Here is a 19,658-nt window from a genome sequence, read left to right as displayed (position 1 = left end):
GGATGAGAACCCTATTGTACACGTTGCACATTTTAGCCATTTTGTTTTAAATAATCGTAGGCATGTAACGAGAATTCAATGGCTTGTCGCTTAGGAGAGCACATAAAATCACTCCCAAGTAACTCTTCTAATTTTTCTAACCGATGATAAAGGGTCTGTCGTACAACGTAAAGCTGTTCAGCTGTTTCCTTTTTTGATCCATTGCAACACATGTAGACTTTCAACGTATTTAGTAAGTTGCTATTATTCTTCGAATCATATTGCATAACGGGGTCTAAATAATCAAACATAAATTCATTAAGTTCTCTCCCCTTAGCTAGTTGGAAGATCATACGGTAAATATGGAAGTCATTGTAGTAGGTCACTATAGATGATTGTGAGAATAGTTTCTCATTCATGACAAGAGTCTCAAGAGATGAATCATAGCTTTTATGCATGTCTTTTAAGAGACGGACATGTTTACCTACTCCTATTTTCTCCACTTCTGGTACAGACTCTTTTTGTAAGATGTCGCTTTGAAGAAATCGTTCAAAGGCCTCTCGTAAACGGTGATCAACATCTGCTTCAGATCGACGGTTTAGAATGATGATTATCAGTTTATTCCTTGATGTTAACGATAATACAAAGAAACCTTCCTGTTCAAAAACAGACCGCATGAGAAGCATAAAGTATGTCATCTGAGAAGAAGTGTAGGTATCATGATGTTTTTTGAATTTACACGTGCATACATGAAGACCTCGTGGAATAAGTGTTTCATCCACATCTACAAGATAGGATAGAACACTTTCTTCAGAATGCTTTCCTTCAATCCAATCGTATAACCATTCAGTCTCAAGAGCTCGCTTCTTCTCTTCAATATATAATTCCCGTAAAAGATATTGAGCGATAGCCGTAGCACTTCGATCAAGTAGTAGCATATCGTAATCAGAAATCGAAGCATGTTGCGCAGGGACAAGTATGAGATTCGCAAAGTGATAATCCATTGCACGAACATGTTGGAGCACGAGACCTTTACCCTCTGGTTGGATCGTAAGAAAATGCAAAAACGTATCCTTTTTTTCTTCTGTTGCTTCAGGCGCAAAAATAGGCTCAGCTTCTTTAGGATTATAAATCACTTGCATACCTGTCTTCATGGAAAGTAGCGTTAAAATCTTAGTTAAACATCCTGGGACAAGAAGAAGGTTATTAAGTTCCTGTGAAAACTGCTCTAGATCTGAAATCATTTGATAGTGATGGGCAATTAAGAGGGAGTGAAGGTCCTGTGTGATATCAACGAATCGAACTTCTCTTGTAAATGCAATAATGGGGAAATGATACTGATCGGCAAGTTCGATTATTTCTGAAGGGATATGATCCATGTATGTACCTATTTCAATGCAAAGACCAGCAGCTTTACTTTGTATCAATTGCTGGACAATAGAGCGAAAAACACTTATGTTATCTTTCCAAACAAATCCTGTGGATAGAATCAATTCTTCACCGTGTAATAGCTGCTTTACACTGGTTACTTCCATAACGTGAACCCATTTAATTCTTCGATCTAATCCGTTTTTTCCAGCTAAGACAGTAGCATGATGAAAATGTTCTCTCTCCAACACTTCATGGACCGTTAAACTAGTCATTCGCAGCATCCTACCACTTCCTCTTCTGAAGATTATATGGTTAATCTAATCATGAAGTTTTGCTAGACGGGTGTTTTACGGCACATAATCTTTCAATCATCATTAGTGATAACGCTTACATCTTGTGAGGATAACTTTACTACATCGTGAAAATCATTTCTAGGTATTCTCTAAATAATGACATTATTAGTCATAATTACTTAATTTTTTTATATTACATTACGGTATATGAAATTTTGAAATTTCGAGTATGATATCCTTCATTTGCATTAAATCACGAAAAGTAAAAAACACCGGGCAACTAATGCCCAGTGTCTACTTCCCATTCGTATTCGTCTAACAACTCCATTAAATAATAATATTGCTTCTTACTCCGGAAGTCCGTCTCTTTCCAATTTGATCGAATCCAGAGCGTTAACTCAGCTGCTGAATTGAAAATCTCTCCGCTCGTATCCGCCTTTCTTATCATATAACGACCATTTTCCTCATCAATCGTTACTTCGCATGGATAAGCGCTATCCTTCGAATATAAGGTGTACTCCATGAGCTTCCTCCTCTCTAAGTAACGGATTGCATCTGTTTTAAAAGAAGAGCTGAGAAGTATTTTCTCCCATCAGCGGTTTGTATATGAAGAATTTCTTTTGAAATTTCATCAGATTTCATGTCTTTATGAATAAACTCTATAAATGCCCCGCTTAAATTCTCGGTAATACCATTGATTCGATATCCACGGTCAATAAAATAGTCGATCTTCTCGCGTTCGATTATATAATGCTGATGTTCTCTCATTTCTTTAGCTCCTTTCGTCAAGTGCAATCCCCACTTCTTGAACAGCATGAGATTCACTGTCACTCATGATAGTCCAATCACGACCAACTGTTATCCCAAGGTATTTCTCATCACTTGGGTCTATCATTTCAGCTTGTTCATATTTCTTAAACCACCAGTATTTTGCTAAGACAAAGTAAGTTCCAGCACCTACAATAAAGCCTACAAGAAATGAATAGTTTGAGAGAAAATAAGCAGCTAATCCTCCGAGAACCCAGGCGATAAATCCTGCGGCATTTACCCCGTTCATATAACGATACTGACCGTTTTGCTCATACAAATCTGGAACGTTGACGCGACGCTTTCTTAGAAGATAATAGTCAGCAAAAAGAATTCCAACAATCGCAGATAAGATACCACCAACTATAAGCAAAATCGGTATGAGTATATTAAATAAGCTCCACGGCTGAACAACTGATCCTATAATACCTGCAATAAATACACCTGCCCAGAACGGAATTTTAGGTCCACCTACATTGGAGAAAATTGTGGCAGCTGGTACTAGATTGGCAGATACATTCGTTGACCATTGAGCGAGAACGATCATTAATAATAAAATGCCTAGAACTAACCCAGTGGCGGCTTCCTGCAGTGCAACGACTGGATCATAATTCGAAACAGCAATGTAGGATACACCACCAATAATAACCATAAAGGTTTGCGTGATCGGTAGCGCAATCATACTACCTACTAACGTTCCTTTATTACGCTTCACCCAATTCTGCTCGAATTTAGGAGCCTTGATGAATCTTGATATAGAAGGAATGTCTGCTGAAATGGTTGCCCAAAATCCCATATTACTAAAGATAACGACAAGAAAAGCAGTAACTGCTGCTCCACCGGTCACAGGGCTTTCAATCCACGCCCATACTTCTCGCCCCTGTGCAACTGCCTGATCGGATAATGAAGCATACATCCATACAGAGATGATAATGATCACTGGTGCGGCAAGATCTGCGAATCGTTCAACTGCTTTGATACCTAGTGCAGTGTTTACGAGCTGAAGTGTTGCGAAAATCAGAAAACACACAAACCAGTTATCAAATCCAAAAAGTACATTTAGAATTGCGTTCATTGCCGTTGCACCAAAATACGTATTGATTCCAAACCAGAATGAAGCAGCAAGTCCTCTCACAATGGAAGGAATGTGTGTACCGATCGTACCAAAAGGTGCCCTCATGTAAACCGGAAAGGATAGACCATGTTCAATACCGATATCACCTATAACTGTAATAAACAAACCAATCCCAAGGGTTCCGATAATCGTTGCCGTTACAACCCACGTAAGTGATAGTGATTGAACACCGGCTCCACCAATTGCAAACGCGGCGAGAACAACAGCCATCCCAACCCACATCATTGCAAATCCGCCCGTCCCTATCTTTCTATCTTTATGGGCTATGGGCAAAAGATCCGGTGACTTTAAATAGCTTTCATCTTTTTTCATTCAGCTATCCCCTTTTTCGGTCTGTTACTGAATCATCATCGGCTTATCAGTGACGTTTTTTAGCTTGCCATATTTGGCTCTCTTCATATATTTCCCTGACCCCGGTGTACCAACAAACTGTTTGTTTTTAATCACGAATTCTCCTCTTACAAGAACTGTCTCTGGCTCACCTGTAATTTCCATTCCTTCAAAGGCATTGTAATCTACAGCCATATGATGTGTTTCAGCAGAGATTTTGCGTTTTGTTTCAGGGTTAAATATAACTAAATCTGCATCTGCTCCTATTGAAACTGTCCCCTTCTTAGGAAATAATCCAAATAGCTTCGCTGATTTTGTTGAAGTAATATCAACAAACTGATTTAATGAAATCCTTCCTTTAAGTACTCCTTCCGAGAAAAGAATACTAAACCGATCTTCAATCATTGGACCGCCATTAGGGATTTTTGTAAAATCATCTCGACCGAGGTCTTTTTGGCCATTAAAATCAAACGAACACTGATCAGAACCAATCGTCTCAAGCTGTCCAGTTCGAAGAGCGGTCCAAAGAGCTTCCTGGTTCCACTTTTCACGAAGTGGCGGACTCCATACATACTTTGCCCCTTCGAAATTCGGTTTCTCTAAGTAGGACTGATCTAAAACAAGATATTGCGGACAAGTCTCACCATGGATGTCATAGCCTTTCTTTCTTGCTTCGGCAATTTTATCAGCCGCTTCCTGACAGCTAACATGAACAACATATAGTTGAGAAGAAGCAAGGCCAGTTAATTGAGCCGCACGACCTGTTGCTTCTCCTTCCACTTCTGGTGGTCTCGTTAATGCGTGATAAATAGGTTCAGTCTGACCTTTCGATAGCGCTTCTCTCGTTAAATATTCAATCACATCACCATTCTCAGCATGAACCATGACCAATGCTCCGAGTTCTTTAGCTGCTAAAAGAGTCCGATAAAGGGTTTCATCATCTGATTGAAAAACGTTTTTGTAAGCCATGAAAACTTTGAAAGATGTGATCCCCTCCTGATTAATCACGTCAGGAAGCTGCTCTAAAACACTGTCGTTTATTTCGCTAATCATTAAATGAAAACTATAATCAATGACCGATTTATCCTTTGATTTGTCGTGCCATGTCTTAATTGCTGTTGATAGAGGCTTTCCTTTCTCAGTAAGACAAAAATCGATGACAGATGTGGTGCCTCCAAAAGCTGCAGCAATCGTCCCTGTTTCAAAATCATCTTTTGAGACCGTACCACCAAAAGGCATTTCTAGATGTGTATGTGGATCGATTCCTCCAGGAAATACGTAGCGATCACTCGCCTCAATGATTTCAGCTCCTTCTTCTTCAATGTTCTTCCCAATGGAAGAAATAATGCCATCAGATATTAGAATATCTGCCTGGTACGTTTCACTGGCCGTTACAATAGTCCCATTTCGAATGATTTTTTTCATTTTAAATCCCCCTACTTATTTGGATATTTTGATATCTTTAAGCGAACCGATAAGAGATTGACGTTCGTTCCAGGTCATTTGTGGCAAATCACTTTGTACTTCAATCATATCGATTGCTCCATCAACTGGACAAACAATGGAACATAAATTGCAGCCTACACAATCCTCTTCTCTTACTTGAAGAATCGCATGCCCATCTGGGTCATTTAGCATATCGATACATTGATGCGAAGTGTCCTCACATGCAATGTGGCATTTATTGCAATTGATGCAAACGTCATTGTTAATACGCGCCACCACTTTATGGTTAAGATCAAGATTGCCCCAGTCAGAGAAAGTTGGAACAGATTTCCCAATGATGTCTTGGACCGAAAGAATGCCTCGTTCGTCAAGGTAAGAGGACAATCCGTCGATAAGATCCTCCACAATTCGAAAGCCGTGATGCATGGCGGCTGTACAAATTTGAACATTGCTTGCACCCATCAACATAAATTCAATTGCATTTTGCCAGTTAGATACACCGCCCATACCAGAAATCGGCACGTTAATACGGCTGTTTCTCGCACATTCACTTACCATATTTAGCGCAATCGGCTTAACCGCAGGACCACAGTAGCCACCATGCGCGCCTTTTCCGCCAACATGCGGAATCGGTAGCCATGTATCAATATCAACTCCAGCAAGACTATTAATTGTATTAATCATACTCACCGCATCAGCTCCGCCTCTAACAGCTGCCTCAGCCGTCGCTGTGATATCTGTAATATTAGGCGTTAACTTAACGATGACTGGAGTTTCTGCAGCTTCTTTTGCCCAAAAAGTTTGTTTCTCAACAAGCTCAGGGACCTGCCCTGAAGCAGAGCCCATTCCCCGTTCAGCCATTCCATGTGGACAGCCAAAATTAAGCTCAAGGCCATCAACGCCAGCTGCTTCCGTCTTTTTAACAATTTCATGCCATGCTTCCTGATTAGGCTCAACCATTAATGAAGCGACCACGGCGTGGTTAGGAAATTTTTTCTTCGTTTCATAGATTTCTTTCAAATTCACTTCAAGTGGCCGATCTGTAATTAGCTCGATATTATTAAAACCCGCTACTCTTTGGCCATTGAAATGAACGGCTGCGTATCTCGAAGAAACATTCAGGATCGGGTCTCCAAGCGTTTTCCAAACAGCTCCTCCCCATCCCGCTTCGAATGCACGTTGTACTTGGTAGCCGGAATTGGTTGGCGGAGCGGATGCTAACCAAAATGGATTCGGTGAAGTGATACCCGCAAGATTCGTTCTAAGATCTGCCATCGATATTCCCCTTTCTCCTCTTACGCTGAGTACGTTGCTTTTAAGCTTTCATGCATATGATAAGCAGCCGTTTTCCCCTGTTGAGCCGCTGAAACAACCATGGCTTCTCCCTGTCCTTTTCCGAAAATAACATCTCCACACGCATAGATTTTTGGATTCGATGTTTCCATCGTTTCTTGGTTAATTAAAATGACACCGTCTTGATGAGCAAGACCAAGCTCTTCTATAAATGGAAGATGCCGCTTTTGGCCAATCGCTTTCACCACAGCATCACATTCAATAAGAAATTCAGAATCCGGAATAGGTTCTGTCCTCCTTCGCCCATCTTCATCCGCTTCCCCAAGCTTCATCTTGACGCATTTCATTCCTTCTACATCGCCAGTTTCATTTGTCATGATTTCAACCGGCTGTGTTAACCAGCGAAACTCAACGCCATCCTGCTTGGCAAATTCATATTCAAAGTCATAAGCAGTCATTTCTTGTTCAGATCGACGATAAAGTATTTTGACGTTTTCTGCACCGAGTCGAACAGAGCAGGTGGCCCCATCAATCGCTGTATTCCCTGCTCCTATCACAACAACTTTCTTTCCTTTTAAGTGAGTTGGAAATGGCGCATTCTTTGTCATTTTGACGAGTTCAATGGCATCGTAAACACCATCAGCTTCTTCCCCTGAAATTTGAAGATCTGGAACATTTGCCATTCCTATTGCTAAAATAACGCGGTCATTTGTAGAAACTAACTCTTCAAATGGAAGGTCAACGCCTATTTTCACACCCGTTTTAATGGTGACGCCTAACCTTTCAATTTGCTCCACTTCCCAGAGTGAAATGGCTTTTGGTAACCGAAAAGACACGATGCCATACGTATCAAGTCCACCTGCCTGTTTCTCGGCTTCATAGATTGTGACACTATAGCCAAGTAGCGCAAGTTCGCGAGCAGCTGATAGACCGGCTGGGCCGCCACCTACAATGGCAACCTTTTTCCCGTTTGGTTGTCCTTGTTTAAATAGCACTTGATCATTTTTAATTGCCCAATCTGTAGCGTAGCGCTGCAGATTACCAATTAAAATTGGTTTTGTCGAATGATTTAACACACATGCACCTTCACATAGTTCTTCCGTCGGACATACTCTTGCACAGCTCGCTCCTACAGGATTTGCAGTCATAATTGTTTTTGCTGATCCTTTCATGTTTCCTGATGCAATTTTTTTAATAAAAGTTGGTATATCTATGCCGGTTGGACACGCCTTGATGCAAGGAGCATCATAGCAGTAAAGACATCTTTGAGATTCTTGAAATGCTTCCTGATTCGTGAGAGGTGGAACAACTTCAGTAAACCCTTTCTGCAGTTCCTTTTGGATCGCTGGTTCGCTTGTATTCATATTCGTCCCCCCTGTTTAAATTACGCTTTCCGCTTGATAAACTAATAGATTATTAAATGAAAAAGCAGGCGGCGAAGCCACACCTGCTTTCACTTCCATCAAGGCAATAGTGAAGTCATTTCCCCATATGTCTCAGGACGGCGATCGCGATAAAATTGCCACGTATCTCGAACTTCACGAATCATCTTTTTATTTACATCACCGATAATCACTTCATCTTCATCCCTTGAACCCATCGCTACAAAATTGCCTCGTGGATCAACAAGATAAGATTGTCCATAGAATTCGCCCATGTTCCAAGGTCCCTCTGTCCCAATTCGATTAATGGCTCCAAGATAGTAACCGTTCGCAACAGCATGAGCTGGCTGCTCTAGCTTCCATAAGTACTCAGAAAGTCCAGCTACCGTTGCAGAAGGATTAAAAACGATCTCTGCGCCGTTTAAACCAAGCAGTCTTGCTCCTTCTGGAAAATGACGATCATAACAAATATACACGCCTATCTTTGCGAAAGCCGTGTCGAACACCGGATAACCAAGATTACCAGGCTTAAAATAGTATTTTTCCCAGAATCCATGGCCATTGTCTCCAACTGCTACATGTGGAATGTGTTGTTTCCGGTACTTACCAAGATAAGAACCATCAGCATCAATAACCGCAGCAGTATTATAATAGGTTGAGATGCCTTCTCGCTCATAAATAGGTAGAACAATCACAATACCAAGTTCTCGAGCAAGCGCCTGAAATCTCACTGTCGTTGGACCCTCGGGGATCTCTTCTGCAGCGTCATACCACTTTGTATTCTGCTCTGCACAAAAATACGGTCCATAGAAGATCTCCTGAAGACAAACAATTTGAGCTCCTTTTTCACTTGCTTCTCTTACAAGGTGAATATGTTTTTCAATGGCTTTTTCTTTGTGAAGGTCAACTGATTCACTACCTTCCACATCATTTTTCGCCTGAATTAGGCCAATTTTCACTGAATCTGCCATATGTATGCCCTCCTATTCACATTAGTTAACTGAATTTTCTTTCTAATAAAAGTGTAGAAGATTCATTTCCTCCATGCACTATACAAAATGTAAAATAAAATGTACAAAAAACTATCATTCTGTCGCGAGTCTTTAAAAGAAGATGGATCAAAAAAACAGCCTAAGTGAAGTACGGCTCTCTCCGCACTTACTACTTAAGCTGTTTTTGTTAAAACCCATGGTTGTATTTATGGTTTACGATTACTAGACACTTCATGGGTGCTAGTTATCTTTTTGATCCTTAATATATTGTTGAACGACCTTATAAACATACTCCTGATTTGCTTCAGCAGTATTTGGGTTGTATTCTCCTCCATTTACTTTATTATTTGAAAGAATACGAATCCCTAGGAAAGGAACATCGAAGGCTTGAGCGATTTGTGCTCCTGCAGCACCTTCCATTTCTTCAACGGATGTACCATAATTTTCATGAAACCACTTGATACGATCAATTTCATTATTCCATACATCCGCTGAACCAATTGTTCCTTCCACAACTTTTCCTTTTGTATATTCTTCCTTCACGGCGTTCGCTGCAGCAAGTAAGTCCTTATCTCCATCAAAGTATCGGATGTTTTCTGCATCTGGATCTTCTCCTGCGCTACCTTCAGACGCCATTAAGTCCATTGGTTTCCATTCCGTTGGCTTAATACCCTCATTCTCCTCGAGATTAGTTGTTTTTAATGAACCCGTGTTTGTGGTTCTTTGCCCTAATACGATATCAAATACGTCCAATTCAGGATCATGTCCTCCTGATGTCCCTTGATTGATAATCGCGATCGGGTTATACTTCTCTATTGCTAGTGCAGTGGCAGCTGCTGTATTCTCCATTCCTTTACCTGTTTTCGTAACGATAACAGGATAATCATTCACTGTCCCTTTGTAAAAAACGAACGAACCTGAATTTTCTTCTGTTACATTCTCTAATTTTTGTGCGAACTCTTCTGCTTCAATTGGCATTGGTCCCTGTACAATGATTGGTCTTTCTGTTTTCTCTTGTTCAGCTGAAGATTCTGGTGCAGAGTTACAGGCTGACAAAACAACTAACAAAAGTAAAGTTATCATAGCTGATGTAGCGTATTTTTTAAAAAATGGTTTCCTCATCGACTTTCTCTCCCTAGTATGTAAGTTCGGACACTCTTCTTCATCAAATACGTGATTTGTGACTGACAATAGTAAACTTTTCTTCTGTTGTCATTCTCCCCCCTCTAGATTGTGATTCTCGTATTAAAATCAAAAGAAATAGGCCAGGATTTTGTAGAAGATGTTCTACCGTCCAGACCTACGAAAGTTAAAATATGCGTCAAATATCCCTGCCAAAGTTATTAGTAAAACTAAATGTTAAGTCAGCTACATGCATACTTCAACTCGTAGTCCAGTACTTTAACGGGAACCGGGTAGAAACACTCAGACCATATTTCTGAGGATATACGAGTAAGAAATGATTAAGTTAGTACTTTAATACCATAACAAAGATCATTAGTTATAACAACAAAAATATGAACATTCTTATAAAAAATCATTTAAAATGTTCGTTATTAGATAATATCGAGAGATTTTTATGAGTACTTCTATTAATATTAACAGTAATTAGCAAAAAAACTATAATCCAATAAAATGATTGAACTACAATTATAAAAATCTCTCTCTTTGTTCTTTTGATGGAATCATACAACTTTCATTTTTCCCAAACCATTTGTAACGGCGCTTTGCAATGCCGTCATAAATTTTGTCTCTTAGCCGTAATGGTAAAAGTCGAAGTATAAGAAAAAGACTAAAAAAGCCTCCTAGCTGCTTTAAAATATAAAGAGCTGCATCTGATTTAACAAGCGCCTTTCCATCCTTAATGACAATCACACTATCCGGAACGTCTGTTAGTTCAGCGTCATGAAGGAGACGCTTAGCCGTATTCGATTGGAGAGAAGCAAAAGAAAAAACAGCTTTTTTATCATACTTAAACATAAACTTCACTAATCCATTGCATAAATTACAAACCCCATCAAAAAGAATAATGTTTGTTTTCGATTCTCTGGTTGTATTCACTATTCCATTCACCTCGTTTTAAAACATGCTCATTACTTCACATAATAAGTATATCATAACTACATAATCTACGATGGGGAATATGCTATAATTTCCATGTTCATTATTCTACATAGCAAGGATGTTGCACCATGTATCCAACTAAAACGATCAAGGAAAAGATCAAATTATTAGCCATCATTCTTTACCCCATTTTAATCACTCAAGTTGGTCTCTACTCAATGAATTTCGTTGATACGATTATGAGTGGACGAGCTGGGGCAAATGATCTTGCTGGAGTTGCCATTGGTTCAAGTCTCTGGGTTCCTGTATTTACAGGATTAAGTGGAATATTACTTGCCATCACTCCGATTGTTTCGCATTATATCGGTGCAAAGCAGGAAGATCGGGTTTCATTTTCAGTACTTCAGGGCATTTACCTTTCCATTGCTCTTTCCGTTAGTATATTAGTTGTTGGTTATTTTATATTAGACCCTATTTTAAACACCATGGATCTTAATAGCAAAGTTGCTCAAATTGCAAAAGAATATCTTATCGGACTTTCTTTCGGTATAATTCCACTGTTTATTTATTCCGTTCTAAGGAGTTTCTTTGATGCACTTGGTGAAACAAGAACGACGATGCTAGTAACTTTAACGTCGCTTCCAATCAACGTATTCTTCAATTATGTTTTGATTTTCGGTAAATGGGGATTCCCTGAATTAGGAGGTGTTGGTGCTGGATATGCATCAGCGATCACTTATTGGTTTATTCTTTTAATCGCCTTACTAGTTGTCATCAGAGTAAGACCATTCCGAGCATATAGGATTTTCAACCGTTTTTATCCAATATCCTTTTCTACCTGGAAAGAACAGCTAAAAATCGGTGTTCCGATAGGTTTTTCTATCTTTTTTGAAGTCAGTATTTTTGCGGCCGTTACACTTTTAATGAGCACGTATACAACCGAAACGATCGCTGCTCACCAGGCAGCCATTAATTTTGCTTCTCTTCTATATATGATCCCCCTTAGTATATCAATGGCGTTAACAATTGCTATTGGATTTGAGGTTGGGGCAAGAAGATTACAGGATGCAAAGCAATACAGCTATATGGGCATTGTCTTTGCTGTTCTAATGGCCTTACTATCAGCTCTTTGTTTATTTCTCTTCAATGACACCGTCGCGAGTTGGTATACAAGCAACCAGGGAGTGTTTGATTTAATTAAAGTATTCCTTATTTACGCCATCTTCTTTCAGCTTTCCGATGCCGTTGCTGCTCCCATACAAGGAGCGCTTAGAGGATATAAAGATGTTAACGTAACGCTTGTTATGAGTCTCATTTCTTACTGGGTGATTGGCCTTCCTTCAGGCTACTTATTAGCGAAATACACAGCGTTCGGTCCATACGGCTACTGGGTTGGGCTTAGTGCGGGACTTTTCGTTGCTGCTATTACGCTCTTCCTACGTCTCCGTCACGTACAAAGAGTCGGAAGAATTATATAAACAAAAAGCGGCTCCCAGAAGGGTGCCGCTTTTTGTATTACTTGTACATTTCTTGTGCTTTTGCTTGTAATTCAGTGTTTTCAAGGTACTCATCATAAGTTGCTTCTTTATCAATGATCCCTTTAGGTGTTACTTCAATTACTCTATTTGCGATCGTTTGAATGAACTGGTGGTCATGAGATGTAAAGATCATTGCACCTTTGAAATTCATAAGACCATTGTTGAGTGCAGTAATTGATTCAAGATCCAGGTGGTTTGTCGGATCGTCAAGTACAAGAACATTCGCACCGCTAAGCATCATTTTTGAAAGCATGCAGCGAACTTTTTCGCCACCGGAAAGAACGCTTGCTTTCTTCAATACTTCTTCACCAGAGAAAAGCATTCTTCCAAGGAATCCGCGTAGGAAGCTCTCGCTTTGATCTTCTGGGGAATATTGACGAAGCCAATTAACAAGGTTCGTATCCACACCCTCAAAGTAATCAGAGTTATCTTTAGGGAAGTAAGCTTGTGAAGTGGTAACGCCCCACTTGAACGTTCCGCTATCTGCTTCCATTTCACCCATCAAGATTTTAATTAGCGCCGTATTCGCAATTTCATTACGCCCTACGAGTGCCACTTTATCATCTTTATTTAGCATAAAGCTTACGTTATCAAGTACTTTTACACCATCAATCGTTTTTGTTAAACCTTCTACGTGAAGCACGTCGTTTCCGATTTCACGATTTGGTGTAAAGGCAACGTAAGGATATTTTCTTGAAGAAGGCTTAATATCATCAAGCGTAATCTTATCAAGAAGCTTCTTACGGGACGTAGCCTGTTTAGACTTCGACGCGTTCGCGCTAAAGCGCTGGATAAACGCTTGAAGTTCCTTTACTTTCTCTTCTTTTTTCTTGTTCGCATCTTCTTTCATCGTACGAGCAAGCTGGCTTGATTCATACCAGAAATCGTAGTTACCCACATACACTTGAATTTTACCGTAATCAAGGTCAGCCATATGCGTACACACTTTGTTTAGGAAGTGGCGGTCATGGGACACAACAATAACGGTATTCTCAAAGTTAATAAGGAATTCTTCTAACCATTGAATGGCGCCAAGATCAAGGTTGTTCGTAGGCTCATCCAGTAGAAGAATATCAGGCGAACCAAAAAGTGCCTGTGCAAGAAGTACTTTCACTTTTTCAGAACCAGTAAGGTCTGCGAGCTTCTTGTCATGGAGATCTTCAGAAATACCAAGTCCTCTAAGTAATACAGCTGCATCTGATTCAGCTTCCCACCCGTTAAGGTCAGCAAATTCACCTTCAAGCTCTGCAGCTTTCATACCATCTTCATCTGAGAAATCCTCTTTCATGTAGATCGCATTCTTCTCCTGCATTACTTCATGAAGACGTGCATGTCCCATAATTACGGTGTTAAGAACCTCATACTCTTCGTATTCGAAATGGTTCTGTTTCAGGACAGCAAGTCGTTCACCCGGTCCCATGTGAACATCGCCAGTTTGTGGTTCGATTTCACCTGATAAAATCTTAAGAAACGTTGACTTACCTGCACCATTAGCACCGATTAGTCCATAACAGTTTCCTGGAGTAAATTTAATATTAACATCTTCAAAAAGCTTACGATCACCATATCGTAAGCCGACATCTGTAACTGTAATCATTTAGGTCGTATTCCTCCATCTATCGTAATATAGTGCAAATTATAACATGTTCTACACGGAATAGATATGAACCCAACAGATCTTATTCATCAAATGGATAGATCCAGAAAGATTCTTGTTTAATAAACGACATCATTTCAGAATTAGGATCCATTGAACCATCTTCAAGTCTTGCCACCATCGCCTCTGTTTGGGAGCGGTGTGCTTCAATGGTTTTGATCTTCGTTTCTAACACATCCGTTACATCAAAAACTTTATCAGGTTTACCAAGTACCACTTCACGGTCCGGAGTAATTGGCAAAGCATAAACCGTTGGACGTTTTTCCTTCGGGATTCGTTTTAACGTTTCTATGACAGCTGCAGAGCAAGCATCATGATCCGGATGGATACCGTATTCTGGATAAAATGTAATAATTAATGATGGGTTTAATTCATCAACTAGCTCTCCAATTGTAGATACAAGCAGTTCAGGGTCTTCAAACTCAAGCGTCTTGTCTCTAAACCCGAGCATGCGAAGATCTTTTACGCCCATAGCGTTGCAGGCATCTTGTAATTCTTTCTTTCGTACTTCTGGAAGTGTTTCTCTTGTCGCAAAAAATGGATTACCCATATTGCGTCCCATTTCTCCGAGCGTTGCACATGCATACGTGACAGGCACGCCTTCATTTACAAATTTCGTTATCAATCCTGCAGTTCCGAAAGCTTCATCATCCGGATGCGGGAAGACAACGAGGACTTGTTTCTCCATAATCGTTTCCTCCTTAATCGAATGGTGTATAGCTTAATTGAACAGCTACTGCTAAACGTCCGCTTGAATCATGACCTGCCATTAATAAACGACCATCATCCAACTGATAATCCGTTAAGCCTTCAGCGTACATCCAACCGTCATTTAATTTAAACCCAACGCGGAATGGACCGTTACCTGCCATTTTGACATTGGTGAATTTGATTGAGCCATTTCTTATGTAAGCTCCAACCGCAAGCTTTTCTTTATCTTGAGCAGCATAGGCTCCACTCGTTGTTTCTAAGTGAAAATACAGTTCTTTGTTCTCAAATGTTTCAAGGATTTCTTGTACTTTTTCTATTTGAATAGGCTTCATTCTTATGCCCCCTTCTTTCTTAGGCCTACTTGCTAGAACTAGTATAGCTCATCTATTCCGCCTGGTAAAATGATTGACGTTGGCATTCGAACGACTTTCATTAGACAGAGACTGTTTTTTTCCGTTATAGTTAACTTTTGAATACACATGAATTCGAAACTCGGAGGTATGAAAGATGCAATTATATGAAACGTTTGATATTCCAGATAAAATACGAGACCGTATTGAAGCAAGACGCGAGGCAAACTCCAATCCAGAGCACTATCTCATCGGATCTGAAGGCTATACAGCACCAGATATGTCGATCGTAAAAGATGCCGTCACATCTTTGATTCTAGGTAAAAATGTACTTCTTAAAGGGCCGACAGGTGCTGGTAAGACAAAACTAGCCGAACTAATTAGCTACTTCTTTAACCAGCCAATGTACTCGATTAACTGTTCTGTTGACCTTGATGCGGAAGCGCTTCTAGGGTATAAAACGTTAACATATGACGATCAGAACAATGCTCATATTACATTCATTCCCGGACCAGTAGAAAACGCGATGAAAAACGGCGAACTTCTCTATATTGATGAAATTAATACAGCAAAAGCAGAAACACTTCCCATTCTAAATGGTGTACTTGACTATCGTCGTATGGTTCTAAACCCTTTCACAGGAGAAACGGTTCGGGCAAAAGAGAACTTTGGCGTCATTGCTGCAATTAATGAAGGATATATTGGAACAGCACCATTAAATGAAGCATTAAAAAATCGCTTTATCGTGATAGAAGTACCTTACCTACAGGGAGAAGCTTTAAAAGAAATGTTAAGTGAACAATCGCTTTTAGATGATTCAAAACAGCTGGATCAGTTTGTTACGTTATCTGCTGATCTTCAATCAAAAGTAAGAGATGGTCAAATTTCAGAGGAAGCCGCCTCTCCTCGTTCACTTCTAGACGCTTGTGACTTAACAACATTTATGGAAGCGAGACGCGCGATTAAACGAGCGATTACAGATAAGCTTGAAGATGAGCGTGAAAAAGCTGCAGTGGAAAACATCGCAGAAACAATTTTCGGACGTTATCAGGAGAAATCATAAATGAAGTTTCTAAACTTTGCTGAGAATCAGACTGATCCGTTTCTTCATCTAAGTTTATCTGATCTCGCTGAAACACTGAGTCATCTAGAGAGTGAAGTTCAGTTCGCTTTCCATTCTTACTACAGACCAGCCGAACAGTTGATTACGGTCAGTCATTATTGGAATGATATTTTTGATGGAACGCAATATGATGGTATGAAAAGTGATATTTACCTTCGTGCACTTGGTAATGTTCATTATACGAATTTCAATGAAGTAGATCACTTCCTCTCCTCTATCAAACAACAATCACATCCTCTTTTCCGTAAGCAACTGTTTGCATTATTAGAGGATATAAGACTCGAGCAGATTTGTAAGTCTATCCGACCAGGAATGAGCTCTGCTTTTGATACAAGACGAACGTTATTTCAAAAGCGTTTTCGTGGTCGTCTTGAAGTTCATAATCGCCAGAATCAGCTGCTTGATGCATTATTCTGCGCAATTTATCTACAAGCGATCGGTAAACCAGTTGCTCTCGGAAATGAACTAGCAGAATATAAGCCCTATCTGCGCCATTTAATTATTGAGATTTCTAAAGCAAGTTCAACAAAAGACGTTGCCACTCTCACAAACGCATTTTGTCAGGAGCTCAATGATGATCATTTCGATATGACAACAGAATATTTAACGATGTATGGAACCTCGGCCAACGCTTCCGCTGTTGTTGAAGATGAAGAAGCTCGTCAGTTAAAAAGTGACGATACAATGGAAACGACTGATAAAGAAGATAAAGAAACGTATGATGAGGAAATGAATACGTGGCATGAAGAGCAGGAGCAAGAAGGATCCAACTTCCTTCAATTTGACTTAGAAGAAGGCGCTAAATCAGATCTGATTGGAGAAGGCGAGCGAAAGGAAGAATCTGGTGATCAGGCCTTTGTCAGTGTCCAAGGTGCTTCTAAGCAGTCAGAAGGCAGTCAGTTTGATGAAGAGGCAATTCTTGAAAGTCGTGAGACAAAAGCTGTTGCTTCTTCACAGGATCCTCTAGGTGAAGCGAATCGAAACGTAAAAGAAGTGATTCGTCATGCCGAAAAACCAACTTTTGAAGAGCTTTCGAATTATCGAACTGCGAAGGCTGACATCCAATACGCTGAAAAATCACTTCGTGCTGCGATCCAAAAAACGATTGAGCAAAAACAAATTGCTCCTAGAAGTGATCTTCACTTTGGACGATTGAACCGCAAGCTACTAAGGCTATTAACAGACGAAAACCCTCGTCTCTTTTATAAAAAGAATGCGCCTAGTACAGAGCTTGATGTAACGTTCTCGTTGCTCGTCGATTGCTCGGCATCGATGTACGACAAGATGGAAGAAACACGACTAGGAATCACGCTTTTCCATGAGACGCTAAAAGGACTTAATATTAAACACTCGATCACTGGATTCTATGAAGATGCATTCGATGCTGATGATCAGGAACAACCGAATACCCTATTTCAAATTGTTGATTACAACCGATCGACTCAAGCTCATGAAGGGGCTAAAATTATGCAATTGGAACCTGAAGAAGACAATCGGGATGGGTATGCGATTCGAAAAGTTGCTCAAGAATTAGCCGAACGAAATGAAAAACATAAAATTTTACTTGTGTTTACAGACGGCGAGCCTTCCGCATACGATTACAGCGAAAATGGTATCATCGATACTCATGAAGCCGTGATGCAAACAAGGAAAAAAGGCTTTGAAGTAATCGGTGTTTTCTTATCTAACGGGGAACCACAGGAAAAGGAAAAAAATACGATGCGAAATATCTACGGCACACAAAGCCTTGTGATTCCTTCTGCTAATGAGATTCCCGCTTATTTAACGCCTCTGTTGAAACGATTGTTGCTGCGATTTGTATAGAAAATATGAACGGTTATCACATTGTCCTTAAATGGTGATAACCGCTTTTTCTATAATAAATATGCTTGAAATCCCTTTTATTGATGGACCCCATTTCTATATCCTGTCTCATCCAACTAATAAACCAATTCGCTAAACCGCTAAGTAATAATGGTGGAATTCGGCAGTAAAGTATATCAAAATAGAATTAAATACTACATTAATAGAAAAAAAGCAGTTTATGCTGGTGCTAAGATTAACGGTTTAGCAAATTGAATTTCTCTTCTTTTTACTCGTTTATTAAAAATATCCATCGTAAAGGATATAGTACCTTAAGCGATTTAGCTCGAATATTTTTGCATTTTAATACACAGAAGTACAGTAGCTAATATAGGATGATATCCCCCCACGAGCGATCTGGTCATACGTTTTTTGGATTTTATGTGTAATCTGACCGATTTTACCATTTCCTATCATTCTTCGATCTATCTCCACTACTGGTTTAATTCCAATAGCCGTTCCCGTAAGAAACACTTCATCTGCCTCGTATAACTCAACTCTCGTAATACTCTGTTCTCGCATTGATAATCCCAACTCTCTGTATACAATTTGAGCAACGGTATTTCGAGTGATTCCAGGAAGAATATCATCAGATACTGGAGGAGTCACAACTTCATTCCTTCGTACGATAAAGAGGTTATTAGTAGCTCCCTCACTTACATTCCCTTCTCTAGTTAAAAAAAGAGCCCCATCATAACCGTTTAACACCGCTTCATTAATTGCCAACCCTGAATTCAAGTAGCCAGCTGTTGATTTTGTTTGTGGAGGAATCATGTTACTTCCTACTCTTGTCCAAGAGGAAACACATACATTTATAGAATGTTTTGGCTCATACTCGGTAAGATCCAGATAGATTGCTAGATGATTTAATGGATCATTTAAATCTGGACGTAACGTATTAGCTCCTTTGAAACAAAGCGGCCGTATATAAACATCTTGAGTCACTTGGTTGATTGATAGTAACTGCCTGGTAATCTCAGACAACTGATCTATAGAATAGGGAATGGGAATATACAAGCTTTTTCCAGAGCCGTGGAACCTTTTAAAATGATCATCTAATCGAAAAACAAAAAGCTGCTTTTGTTCTTTATTCCAAAAGGCGCGTATACCTTCTATGCAACCTAGACCATAGTTTAGCCCTTTATTTTTAATGCTAAGACTTAAGGAACGTTCATCTACAAATCGATCTTTATCAAACATAAAAGGCACAGCATTCACCCTCTTTAATGGCTAGATGGAACGTTGTTGTTTTTTACCGAAAGCCGATATATCATCACTATTAACTAACATAGCTTTTTAAATAATATATGCTCGTAATGGCTAA

At 39.7% G+C, this 19,658-nt stretch carries 17 protein-coding genes and 1 riboswitch; of the genes, 3 read left to right on the top strand and 14 right to left on the bottom strand.

Annotated elements, in window-relative coordinates:
- Positions 1–32: 32 nt before the first annotated feature.
- The 10 genes from Q4550_RS08415 to Q4550_RS08370 all read right to left on the bottom strand — a co-directional run bounded on the left by Q4550_RS08415 (position 33) and on the right by Q4550_RS08370 (position 11,089).
- Complete coding sequence (locus tag Q4550_RS08415; protein ID WP_303531685.1) at positions 33–1,622, bottom strand: PucR family transcriptional regulator; 1,590 nt, start codon at positions 1,620–1,622, stop codon at positions 33–35.
- Positions 1,623–1,923: 301 nt separating this feature from the next.
- Positions 1,924–2,166, bottom strand: a complete 243-nt coding sequence (locus Q4550_RS08410) for a hypothetical protein (RefSeq protein ID WP_303531682.1) — start codon at positions 2,164–2,166, stop codon at positions 1,924–1,926.
- 14 nt (positions 2,167–2,180) lie between these two features.
- Positions 2,181–2,411 (bottom strand): hypothetical protein, encoded by a 231-nt coding sequence (locus tag Q4550_RS08405; protein ID WP_303531680.1) that lies wholly within the window; start codon positions 2,409–2,411, stop codon positions 2,181–2,183.
- 4 nt (positions 2,412–2,415) lie between these two features.
- Positions 2,416–3,897 (bottom strand): NCS1 family transporter, encoded by a 1,482-nt coding sequence (locus Q4550_RS08400; RefSeq protein ID WP_303531678.1) that lies wholly within the window; start codon positions 3,895–3,897, stop codon positions 2,416–2,418.
- Between the two features lie 24 nt (positions 3,898–3,921).
- Entirely contained in the window at positions 3,922–5,340 is a 1,419-nt protein-coding gene (gene hydA / locus Q4550_RS08395) for a dihydropyrimidinase (RefSeq protein ID WP_303531676.1), read from the bottom strand.
- A 15-nt stretch (positions 5,341–5,355) separates the two neighbouring features.
- Positions 5,356–6,636: an NAD-dependent dihydropyrimidine dehydrogenase subunit PreA gene (preA, locus tag Q4550_RS08390; protein ID WP_303531672.1), complete on the bottom strand. Its 1,281-nt coding sequence runs from the start codon at positions 6,634–6,636 to the stop codon at positions 5,356–5,358.
- A 20-nt stretch (positions 6,637–6,656) separates the two neighbouring features.
- The gene (locus tag Q4550_RS08385) at positions 6,657–8,018 is read right to left on the bottom strand and encodes an NAD(P)-dependent oxidoreductase (RefSeq protein ID WP_303531671.1); all 1,362 of its coding nucleotides are present in this window, start codon (positions 8,016–8,018) and stop codon (positions 6,657–6,659) included.
- Positions 8,019–8,116: 98 nt separating this feature from the next.
- Positions 8,117–9,007 (bottom strand): nitrilase-related carbon-nitrogen hydrolase, encoded by an 891-nt coding sequence (locus tag Q4550_RS08380; protein ID WP_303531669.1) that lies wholly within the window; start codon positions 9,005–9,007, stop codon positions 8,117–8,119.
- A 261-nt stretch (positions 9,008–9,268) separates the two neighbouring features.
- Positions 9,269–10,150 carry a 5'-methylthioadenosine/S-adenosylhomocysteine nucleosidase gene (locus Q4550_RS08375; protein WP_483298557.1) on the bottom strand — a complete coding sequence of 294 codons (882 nt, stop codon included), beginning with the start codon at positions 10,148–10,150 and terminating at the stop codon, positions 9,269–9,271.
- Between the two features lie 247 nt (positions 10,151–10,397).
- Positions 10,398–10,500, bottom strand: a riboswitch (purine riboswitch).
- A gap of 178 nt (positions 10,501–10,678) precedes the next feature.
- A complete protein-coding gene (locus Q4550_RS08370) occupies positions 10,679–11,089 on the bottom strand; it encodes a thiol-disulfide oxidoreductase DCC family protein (protein WP_303531666.1) in 411 nt (136 codons plus the stop codon).
- Between the two features lie 131 nt (positions 11,090–11,220).
- Between Q4550_RS08370 and Q4550_RS08365 the strand changes: the two genes are divergently transcribed.
- Positions 11,221–12,570, top strand: a complete 1,350-nt coding sequence (locus tag Q4550_RS08365) for an MATE family efflux transporter (protein WP_303531663.1) — start codon at positions 11,221–11,223, stop codon at positions 12,568–12,570.
- Positions 12,571–12,607: 37 nt separating this feature from the next.
- On the opposite strand, the gene Q4550_RS08360 is transcribed toward Q4550_RS08365, so the two are convergent.
- From Q4550_RS08360 to Q4550_RS08350, 3 genes are all read right to left on the bottom strand, one after another.
- Positions 12,608–14,227: an ABC-F family ATP-binding cassette domain-containing protein gene (locus tag Q4550_RS08360; RefSeq protein WP_226613088.1), complete on the bottom strand. Its 1,620-nt coding sequence runs from the start codon at positions 14,225–14,227 to the stop codon at positions 12,608–12,610.
- Positions 14,228–14,309: 82 nt separating this feature from the next.
- A complete protein-coding gene (bshB2, locus tag Q4550_RS08355) occupies positions 14,310–14,975 on the bottom strand; it encodes a bacillithiol biosynthesis deacetylase BshB2 (protein WP_194221648.1) in 666 nt (221 codons plus the stop codon).
- A 13-nt stretch (positions 14,976–14,988) separates the two neighbouring features.
- Positions 14,989–15,330, bottom strand: coding sequence for a YojF family protein (locus tag Q4550_RS08350; protein WP_303531656.1), 342 nt, complete (start codon positions 15,328–15,330; stop codon positions 14,989–14,991).
- A gap of 175 nt (positions 15,331–15,505) precedes the next feature.
- Here Q4550_RS08350 and Q4550_RS08345 point away from each other — a divergent pair, with 175 nt between their 5' ends.
- Positions 15,506–16,411, top strand: a complete 906-nt coding sequence (locus tag Q4550_RS08345) for an AAA family ATPase (protein WP_303531654.1) — start codon at positions 15,506–15,508, stop codon at positions 16,409–16,411.
- A complete protein-coding gene (locus tag Q4550_RS08340; RefSeq protein ID WP_303531652.1) occupies positions 16,412–18,295 on the top strand; it encodes a vWA domain-containing protein in 1,884 nt (627 codons plus the stop codon).
- 342 nt (positions 18,296–18,637) lie between these two features.
- On the opposite strand, the gene Q4550_RS08335 is transcribed toward Q4550_RS08340, so the two are convergent.
- Positions 18,638–19,534 (bottom strand): branched-chain amino acid transaminase, encoded by an 897-nt coding sequence (locus Q4550_RS08335; RefSeq protein WP_303531765.1) that lies wholly within the window; start codon positions 19,532–19,534, stop codon positions 18,638–18,640.
- Between the last annotated feature and the right edge of the window lie 124 nt (positions 19,535–19,658).

Origin of the sequence: Anaerobacillus sp. 1_MG-2023 (assembly GCF_030547345.1) — a bacterium.
In the GTDB taxonomy this organism is placed as follows: Bacteria; Bacillota; Bacilli; order Bacillales; family Guptibacillaceae; genus Guptibacillus; species Guptibacillus hwajinpoensis_B.
Note: the sequence above shows the minus strand (reverse complement) of the source record. Positions and strands in the feature narration are given on the sequence as shown.

Coding starts and splice junctions, on each gene's coding strand:
- Q4550_RS08415 (WP_303531685.1), bottom strand. CDS start 1,622: ATGACTAGTTTAACGGTCCATGAAGTGTTGGAGAGAGAACATTTTCAT.
- Q4550_RS08410 (WP_303531682.1), bottom strand. CDS start 2,166: ATGGAGTACACCTTATATTCGAAGGATAGCGCTTATCCATGCGAAGTA.
- Q4550_RS08405 (WP_303531680.1), bottom strand. CDS start 2,411: ATGAGAGAACATCAGCATTATATAATCGAACGCGAGAAGATCGACTAT.
- Q4550_RS08400 (WP_303531678.1), bottom strand. CDS start 3,897: ATGAAAAAAGATGAAAGCTATTTAAAGTCACCGGATCTTTTGCCCATA.
- hydA (WP_303531676.1), bottom strand. CDS start 5,340: ATGAAAAAAATCATTCGAAATGGGACTATTGTAACGGCCAGTGAAACG.
- preA (WP_303531672.1), bottom strand. CDS start 6,636: ATGGCAGATCTTAGAACGAATCTTGCGGGTATCACTTCACCGAATCCA.
- Q4550_RS08385 (WP_303531671.1), bottom strand. CDS start 8,018: ATGAATACAAGCGAACCAGCGATCCAAAAGGAACTGCAGAAAGGGTTT.
- Q4550_RS08380 (WP_303531669.1), bottom strand. CDS start 9,007: ATGGCAGATTCAGTGAAAATTGGCCTAATTCAGGCGAAAAATGATGTG.
- Q4550_RS08375 (WP_483298557.1), bottom strand. CDS start 10,150: ATGAGGAAACCATTTTTTAAAAAATACGCTACATCAGCTATGATAACT.
- Q4550_RS08365 (WP_303531663.1), top strand. CDS start 11,221: ATGTATCCAACTAAAACGATCAAGGAAAAGATCAAATTATTAGCCATC.
- Q4550_RS08360 (WP_226613088.1), bottom strand. CDS start 14,227: ATGATTACAGTTACAGATGTCGGCTTACGATATGGTGATCGTAAGCTT.
- bshB2 (WP_194221648.1), bottom strand. CDS start 14,975: ATGGAGAAACAAGTCCTCGTTGTCTTCCCGCATCCGGATGATGAAGCT.
- Q4550_RS08350 (WP_303531656.1), bottom strand. CDS start 15,330: ATGAAGCCTATTCAAATAGAAAAAGTACAAGAAATCCTTGAAACATTT.
- Q4550_RS08345 (WP_303531654.1), top strand. CDS start 15,506: ATGCAATTATATGAAACGTTTGATATTCCAGATAAAATACGAGACCGT.
- Q4550_RS08340 (WP_303531652.1), top strand. CDS start 16,412: ATGAAGTTTCTAAACTTTGCTGAGAATCAGACTGATCCGTTTCTTCAT.
- Q4550_RS08335 (WP_303531765.1), bottom strand. CDS start 19,534: ATGTTTGATAAAGATCGATTTGTAGATGAACGTTCCTTAAGTCTTAGC.